General features: G+C 59.5%; 8 protein-coding genes. 4 read left to right on the top strand and 4 right to left on the bottom strand.

Going from position 1 to position 8,058, the window contains the following annotated elements:
- On the bottom strand, positions 1-551 hold a 551-nt coding region (locus AC1DH9_RS25145; protein ID WP_477808985.1), incomplete at its 3' end, for a glycosyltransferase family 2 protein.
- 226 nt (positions 552-777) lie between these two features.
- Between AC1DH9_RS25145 and AC1DH9_RS25140 the strand changes: the two genes are divergently transcribed.
- On the top strand, positions 778-1,557 hold the full coding sequence (locus tag AC1DH9_RS25140) for an acyltransferase family protein (RefSeq protein WP_477808984.1): 780 nt from the start codon (positions 778-780) through the stop codon (positions 1,555-1,557).
- A gap of 44 nt (positions 1,558-1,601) precedes the next feature.
- Here AC1DH9_RS25140 and gudD read toward each other — a convergent pair whose 3' ends face one another.
- Together gudD and AC1DH9_RS25130 are read right to left on the bottom strand one after the other, a co-directional pair.
- Positions 1,602-2,951, bottom strand: coding sequence for a glucarate dehydratase (gene gudD, locus AC1DH9_RS25135; RefSeq protein ID WP_427542941.1), 1,350 nt, complete (start codon positions 2,949-2,951; stop codon positions 1,602-1,604).
- A gap of 38 nt (positions 2,952-2,989) precedes the next feature.
- The gene (locus tag AC1DH9_RS25130; protein WP_427542938.1) at positions 2,990-4,348 is read right to left on the bottom strand and encodes an MFS transporter; all 1,359 of its coding nucleotides are present in this window, start codon (positions 4,346-4,348) and stop codon (positions 2,990-2,992) included.
- 363 nt (positions 4,349-4,711) lie between these two features.
- On the opposite strand from AC1DH9_RS25130, the gene AC1DH9_RS25125 reads away from it, so the two are divergent.
- Positions 4,712-5,422 (top strand): FadR/GntR family transcriptional regulator, encoded by a 711-nt coding sequence (locus tag AC1DH9_RS25125; protein ID WP_427542935.1) that lies wholly within the window; start codon positions 4,712-4,714, stop codon positions 5,420-5,422.
- A gap of 17 nt (positions 5,423-5,439) precedes the next feature.
- On the opposite strand, the gene AC1DH9_RS25120 is transcribed toward AC1DH9_RS25125, so the two are convergent.
- Positions 5,440-6,429, bottom strand: coding sequence for a LysR family transcriptional regulator (locus tag AC1DH9_RS25120; RefSeq protein WP_477808983.1), 990 nt, complete (start codon positions 6,427-6,429; stop codon positions 5,440-5,442).
- Between the two features lie 105 nt (positions 6,430-6,534).
- On the opposite strand from AC1DH9_RS25120, the gene AC1DH9_RS25115 reads away from it, so the two are divergent.
- Both AC1DH9_RS25115 and AC1DH9_RS25110 read left to right on the top strand, forming a co-directional pair.
- Complete coding sequence (locus tag AC1DH9_RS25115; protein ID WP_427542929.1) at positions 6,535-7,704, top strand: M20 aminoacylase family protein; 1,170 nt, start codon at positions 6,535-6,537, stop codon at positions 7,702-7,704.
- 80 nt (positions 7,705-7,784) lie between these two features.
- The coding region (locus AC1DH9_RS25110) for a transporter substrate-binding domain-containing protein (protein ID WP_477808982.1) at positions 7,785-8,058 on the top strand (274 nt) is incomplete at its 3' end.

The following is an 8,058-nucleotide window of genomic DNA, read 5'->3' as shown; positions in this document are numbered from 1 at the left end:
ACGTTCCACAGGGTGCAGAAGCTTTTCAAGTGAACTTCCCTGAACGGTTTCGGTGCCCGAGCATTCAACCCCAGGGCCAGCAAGCTGCGCCGGGTGTAGTGCTTGAAAAACCGCGATGTCAGGCGCCAGGCCGTTCGGGCTACACCTCGGTTCAGCTGTTCCAGGCAGCCGACCGCCGCCACTTCTTGCGGGCCAGTGCACTGGCTGAGCATCAGGCTGAACACCGCCGGGTCGTAAATGAACGTGTCGGTGTGCAATAAAAACAGGTACTCGGTTTCAACCAGCTCCAGGGCAAGATCCAGGGCCCGGCCATGAGCAAAACTCCCGGCTTCAGGGCCGTTGCTTTTGCGTTCGATCAGGTTGATCCAGTCGAGCGTGCGCAGGTATTCGCTGCTCGCATCGTTCGAATAGTTGTCCACCACAAACACTGGCACGCCAGCTGCTTGCACATGCTCGCGCAGCAGTTGCAGGCAGGTTCTGGTCAGTTCAAGCGATTTGTAGTTGACCAACACGATGCTGTAGTTGGCCGGGGTCGAAAGTGGGCGCGTCATAGGTTATTTAGCCTCGAATGCTGCCTGAACTTCAGGCGTGCGCTCATCCTGGAGAGGTCAATCTTTCGGCCTGTTCTCGGCGGGATAAATTTTTTGACAGGGTTGTTTCTGATCACGATGTGCAGGGAGGCGGGGGGAAGTTCTGGGGCGGCGAAAAAAGCCTGTTCTCCGAGCGAAAAGCATCGTAGCTTACGCGCCATAACTACAAGGACGTTTAGGGGTTTGAGTGGGAGTTTATCGTCTGCTGTTGGCCGTTCTGGTGGCTGTTTCTCATATGGGCAAGACGATTGCGGGGCTAAATCCCGGCGTGGTTGCCGTGATTTCCTTCCTGATTATCAGCGGTTTCGTGATGACCTCGCTGATCGAGCGCAACTACAAGGCACCGGAGAAAATCGGCCTGTTCTACATGGACAGGGCCTTGAGGCTCTACCCCCAGTTCCTGTTCTACTTCTTTGCCTCCTGCGCGGTGATCTATTTCCTCCTGCCCGGCACGCCTCAAGCTGCTGAGTTGACGCTCAGGAACATCGCCGTGAGTCTACCTATCGTCCCCCTTGGCTTTTACATGTTCGGGGCCGCCGGATCGGAGATCTTGCCGCCGGCCTGGTCGCTAGGGCTTGAGATGTGTTTTTACCTGGTGATCCCTTTCCTGATCATCTACAAGGCTCGGGGTGTTGCGTTTGTCCTGTCTGTTGCCGTTTTCATGGCGTTGGGCGTGCCTGCCGTGTACTTGCTGACAAAGCTCAAGTTTCACCGGGTTGACGAGTTCCTCGGGAACATCAGCTACGGCGTGTTCCTGAATCACTTTGTGGTGATGTACTTCCTGCGTGCCTTTTGGCCAGTCGCCTACGATGGGCACATCGTTGCAGCAGTGCTGACCCTGTCGTTCCTGTTGAGCGGCGTTTCGTACTACTACGTTGAGCAGCCGGCCCTGAAGCTGCGTCATGCGCTTCGAGCCGGCGTGCGGTCGGGTGTGGGTCAATYGCAGGGCCGCGAAGTGGCGGCTTAGTGCGTGTGGTGGTTGGAGAACACCTTGCTTGTAGCCGCCGAAACTCAGCGCACCAGGCAGGGTTTCTTGTTATCGAAGGTCCAGCCCGGAATCATGAACTGCATCGCCACGCTGTCGTCGCGGGCGCCGAGCCCCATGCCTTTGTAGAGTTCGTGAGCCTTGGCGACCGCATCCATGTCGATGTCGACGCCCAGGCCGGGCCGGGCTGGAACCTTGATATGACCGTCGACGATTTGCAGCGGCTCCTTGGTCAGGCGTTGCCCGTCCTGCCAGATCCAATGGGTGTCGATTGCGGTGATATCGCCCGGTGCAGCCGCCGCAACCTGGGTGAACATCGCCAGTGAAATGTCGAAGTGGTTGTTGGAGTGAGAACCCCAGGTCAGCCCCCACTCATGACACATCTGCGCCACGCGCACCGAGCCTTGCATGGTCCAGAAGTGCGGATCGGCCAATGGAATGTCCACTGACTGCAGCTGGATGGCATGGCCCATTTCGCGCCAGTCGGTGGCGATCATGTTGGTCGCGGTTTTCAAACCTGTGGCGCGGCGGAATTCAGCCATGACTTCACGGCCCGAGTAACCGTTTTCTGCGCCGCATGGGTCTTCGGCGTAAGCGAGAACGTGATGCTGATCGCGGCACAAACGGATGGCTTCTTTAAGCGACCATGCGCCATTCGGGTCGAGGGTGATGCGCGCATCCGGGAAGCGCTCGGCCAAAGCAGTAACAGCTTCAATTTCTTCATCGCCGCGCAGCACACCGCCTTTGAGCTTGAAGTCGTTGAAGCCGTATTTGGCCTTGGCGGCCTCGGCCAGGCGCACGATGGCTTCAGGCGTCATCGCCTGTTCGTGGCGCAAGCGGAACCAGTCATCGGCATTGGGTTCGCTGCGGTACGCCAGATCGGTCTGGTGACGGTCGCCAATGTAGAACAGATAGCCGAGCATCTTCACCGCATCGCGTTGCTGGCCTTCACCGAGCAAGGCCGCCACCGGGACTTCGAGGAACTGACCGAGCAAGTCCAGCAGGGCCGCCTCCATGGCGGTCACCGCATGGATGGTGATGCGCAAGTCAAAGGTTTGCAGGCCACGGCCGGCCGAATCGCGGGCAGCGAACGCACTGCGCATGGCGTTGAGGATGCCTTGGTAGTTGCCGATCGGTTGCCCGACCACCAGGCTGCGGGCGTCCTCCAGCGTTTCACGAATGCGCTCGCCACCGGGGACTTCACCGACGCCGATATTGCCGGCGCTGTCCTTGAGAATGACGATGTTGCGGGTGAAGAACGGGCCGTGGGCGCCGCTGAGGTTCATCAGCATGCTGTCATGGCCGGCAACCGGGATGACCTGGAGGCTGGTGATCAACGGGGCTTTGCCGGTGTGGTGCAGGTGTTCAGTGTTCATGTTCAATTCCTGTCTTGTCAGTTCGAGCCAAGCGCCGATCAGTGCGATTTACCGAGCACGGGGTGGTGAATGTCCGTGTTGGTGGTGTCCGTTACCGTGGGTTTGGTCTTGGCGAAAAACACCAGCAGCGCGGCAATGATCGAGGTACCCGCCAGGCCATATAGCCCGCCCTGAATGGAGCCGGTGGTTTGTTCCAGAAAGCCGAAGGTGGTGGGGGCGACGAAGCCGCCGAGGTTGCCGATGGAGTTGATCAAGGCGATGACTGCGGCAGCGATTCGGGCATCGAGGTAGCCCTGGGGAATCGGCCAGAACAGCGATGAGGCTGACTTGAAACCGATCGCCGCAAAGCAGATGGCGATAAACGCGAAGATCGGTCCGCCCGTGGTGGACAGGAACATGCCCGCAGCGGCGATCAATAGCGCAGCGGCAACCCAGGCCTGCTGGAACTTGAACTTGCCCGACAGTGCGGCGAAGGCATACATGGCGACAATCGAAATCAGCCAGGGAATCGAGTTGTAGAAACCCACCTGAATGTCGCTGAGGTCGCCCATCTTCTTGATGATGCTGGGCAGCCAGAACGTGGCGGCGTAGATCGTCAGTTGAATGCAGAAGTACAGCGCGCAAAACAGCATGATCTGACGGTCCTTGAGCAGCTTGCCCAAGGTCGGCTTGACCGTGTGGGCGGCGTCGCGCTCACGTTGTTCGCGGTCGATTTCGCCCACCAGAGCATCCTGCTCTTCATGGCTCAGCCACTTGGCGTCATGCGGTTTGGAGTCCAGCCAGAACCAGACAAAGAAGCACAGGAACACCGACGCCATGCCTTCGATGATGTACATCCACTGCCAGCCATGCATGCCCAGGCCGTTGATTTGCAGCAGCACGCCGGATAGCGGGCCTGAGATCAGCGAGGCGAATGCCGAGCCGCTGAGGAAGATCGCGATGGCTTTACCGCGCTCGACGCCGGGCAACCAGCGAGTGAAGTAGTAGATGACGCCCGGGAAGAAGCCGGCTTCGGCCACACCCAGCAGAAATCGCAAGATGTAGAAGTGGGTTTCGTTCTGGATGAAGGCCATCAGTGTGGCGGTAATGCCCCAGGTGAACATGATCCGGGTCAGCCAGATGCGCGCCCCGACTTTTTGCAGCAGCATGTTGGAGGGCACTTCGAACAGCGCATAACCAATGAAGAACAGACCGGCACCGAGCCCGTAAGCCGCGGCACCGATGCCCAGGTCGTGTTCCATGTGGGTGCGGACGAAGCCGATGTTGACGCGATCGATGTAATTGACGATGAACATGATGACGAAGAGCGGGAGCACATGGCTCTTCACTTTCGAAATGGCGCGCGCCAGGACAGGATTGTCCGGCGAGACGGCAGGTGCGGCGCTTGAGTTGCTCACGGTTCATGACTCCCACTGATTATTGTTATGCGGGTGTGGTGCTGCAGCGTTGTTTTGCGACTTAAGTTGCCAGTCATCATACAAGTGAGATTTTTGAGTCGCAATACGAGCCTTGCGAGGCGAAGCCGGCGTTCGGCTCGGTCCGCGTTCGGGCGAAGCAGTCGTAAATCCTGCCTCCACGGTTAACCTGAAAAAACGCGGTGTCTGATTTTACGACCGCTGCGCGGCCGAACGCCGGCTTCGCCAGCTGCTACAGGAATGTGCCGAACCTGACATCGCTTGATTGGCCGACATTGAGGCAAGGGCAGTCCATTGATCGACGGTAGTAGTATTCTGAAGCCTCATTTGAACGGGTCGGACCACATGCAAAACGAATCCAGCGGTTCAGGCCGCAAGCGTGCGCCTGGCCTGGCGCACGACATTGTCGCCGAGCTGACTCAACGCATCCTGCTTGGGCAGATCGCACCGGGTGAAAAACTGCCTTCCGAATCCACGATCGTTCGGGAGCACGGCGTCAGTCGCACCGTGGTTCGCGAGGCCATTTCCAAGTTGCAGGCGTCCGGTCTGGTTGAAACCCGGCATGGCGTGGGAACGTTTGCCCTGGAGCGTGACGCGCATCAGGGTTTTCGCCTGAGCAGCGACACCGCCATCAGCGTGCGGGGGATTCTTGAACTTCGCCTGGGGCTGGAGACGCAAGCCGCAGCCCTGGCCGCGAAGCGTCGAACCGAAGATCAGCTCGTCCGGATGCGCCAGGCGCTGGACGACTATCAGAACTCGTTGGCCAATAACGACAGCAGCGTTGAGCCCGACATGCGTTTTCACCGGTTGATTGCCGAAGCTACCGGGAATACGTACTTCACCGACATCATCTATCACCTCGGTAACTCGGTCATACCGCGCACGCGGATCAACGCGCAGGAGCGGGGTGACACTGACCTGATGAAGCTGGGTCAATCCGCCAGTCTGGAGCACGAAGCGATCTTCAATGCGATTCGCCGGCAAGACCCCGACGCGGCCAGAGCGGCCATGTTGCTGCATTTGAGCAACAGCCTGGAGCGTATGGCGGTTGAATGACGCCGTGCTGCGTCACCTCAAACCAGCAATCGCAGCGTATCAAACAGCTGCCGATCTTCCTTCTTCGCCGAACGCGCGTGGCGTCGAATCACCTGTAGCAGGCAATCGGTAAAACACAGCGCCGGATTGCTCAACGAGCCGTTGCGGCGAGTGACGATGCTCAGCTGCCGCGGTTCGAACTGCTCGCTCAGGTTCACGGACACCAATCGGCCGAGGAAGGGCGAGGCGGTGCTGAGGATGGTCGGCCCCCAGGTGCACATGTCGGCCCGTTCCAGCATCATTTGCAGGATCGCCAGTGAATGGGCGCGCACGATGCGCTTTTCGTCGATCTGCGCGTTGTGCCTCCAGAACAGCTCCTGCATCAGCGCATCGTGGCCGTCTGGCGCGTAGTTGAGGGTCCAGTCCTGGTCCAGCAGCTCGTGAATCGACCGGGCGTTCTGTCGCGGATGACCTTGGCGAACCAGCACCGAGGTCTGGTATTCGAGCAGGGTTTCGCAGGCAAATTCCGCAGTCGCTTGTGCCGGGTGAAGCTGGCCGATGGCGAAATCCATGCTGCCGTCGCGCAGCAGCGGCTGGGCCACCGCCATCAGGCTTTCGAACAACTCCAGATGAATGTCCGGCATGCGTGCCCGAAAAGCCAGGACCACTTCGGGCAGGAAGGTTAACGCGACCCAGGGCGTGACCCCGACGCAGAGGCGCCCCTGGGCCTTGCCGCGCAGGTGATCGAGTTCGGTCTGCGCATGTTCCAGTTGCTTGAGCACCAKCCGTGCGTGCGTCAGTAGCACCTTGCCGAATTCGGTGAAGTTCAGGCCGCTGGGAGTTCTGACGAACAGCGGCAACTGTTGTTCGGTTTCCAGCTCGCGCAGGGCTTTGGTCACCGCGGCCTGGGAGATGTCCAGCGAACGCGCGGCGGCGCGGATGCTGCCGGTCTCGGCGCTGGCAATCAGGGCTTGTAATTGATGCAGTTTCATCTGCTCACCGTGGTGACAACTAATGGTTGTCATCATAACCAAACTGCGCCTCCCCAGCCTACGGCCCATTCCCTAAGATCGACCCGACAGCGCCCACGTTGAATCGCCGGCAGCTGAATATTCTTATCGAGGAGCACACCCATGAATGCTGGTCATATCCTGCCAGGAATCGCGGCGCTGCAGGATGAAATGATCACCCTGCGTCAGCGCATTCACGCGCATCCCGAGCTTGGCTTTGAAGAGTTCAGCACCAGTGAGCTGGTGGCGCAGTGTTTGACGCAGTGGGGGTATGACGTCAGCACCGGCGTGGGCCAGACCGGTGTGGTCGGGACCTTGAAAAATGGCGAGGGCCGCTCCCTCGGGCTGCGCGCAGACATGGATGCGCTGCCGATTCAGGAAGCCACCGGGTTGCCGTATGCCAGCCGGATCGACGGCGTGATGCATGCCTGCGGCCACGACGGTCATACGGCAACCTTGCTCGCGGCGGCTAAATACCTGGCGCAGACGCGGGAATTCAACGGCACGCTGAACCTGGTGTTCCAGCCGGCCGAAGAAGGGTTGGGCGGTGCGCAGAAGATGCTCGAGGACGGGCTGTTCGAACGCTTCCCGTGTGATGCGATTTTCGCCATGCACAACATCCCGGGCTATCCCGCCGGGCAGTTGGGGTTTTACAGCGGGCCGTTCATGGCCTCTGCCGATACCGTCACGATCAACATCATCGGCACCGGTGGCCATGGCGCGGTGCCGCATAAGGCAGTCGATCCGGTGGTGGTCTGCGCGTCGATCGTGATCGCCCTGCAGAGCATTGTTTCGCGCAACGTCAATCCGCAGGAAACGGCGATCATCACGGTCGGTTCGATTCATGCCGGGAACGTTTCAAATGTGATTCCCGCGTCCGCCGAAATGATCCTGAGCGTACGCGCCTTGACGCCTGAGGTTCGCCAGTTGCTCGAACGCAGGATTACCGATCTGGTCAACGGCCAGGCGGCGAGTTTCGGCGCGCGGGCCGAGATCGATTATTACCGTTGCCATCCGGTGCTGATCAACGATCCGGAGCAAACCGCGTTCGCCCGTCAGGTCGCACGGGAGTGGTTGGGCGAAGGGCAACTGATCGAAGACCTGCGGCCCTTCACCGCCAGCGAGGATTTCGCGTTCATCCTGGAAAAATGCCCCGGCAGCTATCTGGTGATCGGCAATGGCCAGGGCGAGGGCAGCTGTTTGCTGCACAATCCCGGTTACGACTTCAATGATGCCTGCCTGCCAATCGGCGCGAGCTATTGGGTGAAGTTGGCCGAGGGTTTTCTGCGTTGAGGCGCACTCTTTTTTAACATCACGGTTATACAAAAAACGGTCGGTAACCCGACTCGGCGAACCCCTGGAGGACAATAACAATGAATAAGATGATCGCGGCGGTTTCACTGGTTTTCTTGACGGCATCCGGCCTGGCCGGTGCGGCCGACTGGTCCGGCAAAGTGTTGAGGTTGGGGATTGACCCGACGTACCCACCGCTGGAATACAAAAACCAGGATGGCACGCTGACCGGCTTTGGCGTCGACATCGCCGATGCGCTGTGTGCAGAGTTGCACGCTAAATGCGTCTGGGTTGAAAGCAGCTGGGACGGGATGATTCCGGGGCTGCTGGCGCGCAAGTTCGACGCTATCGCGT

The sequence above is a fragment of the Pseudomonas sp. 05T35 genome, from assembly GCF_056396605.1.
This window is presented reverse-complemented; position numbering and strand designations above follow the sequence as displayed.

Coding starts and splice junctions, on each gene's coding strand:
- gudD (WP_427542941.1), bottom strand. CDS start 2,951: ATGAACACTGAACACCTGCACCACACCGGCAAAGCCCCGTTGATCACC.
- AC1DH9_RS25125 (WP_427542935.1), top strand. CDS start 4,712: ATGCAAAACGAATCCAGCGGTTCAGGCCGCAAGCGTGCGCCTGGCCTG.
- AC1DH9_RS25115 (WP_427542929.1), top strand. CDS start 6,535: ATGAATGCTGGTCATATCCTGCCAGGAATCGCGGCGCTGCAGGATGAA.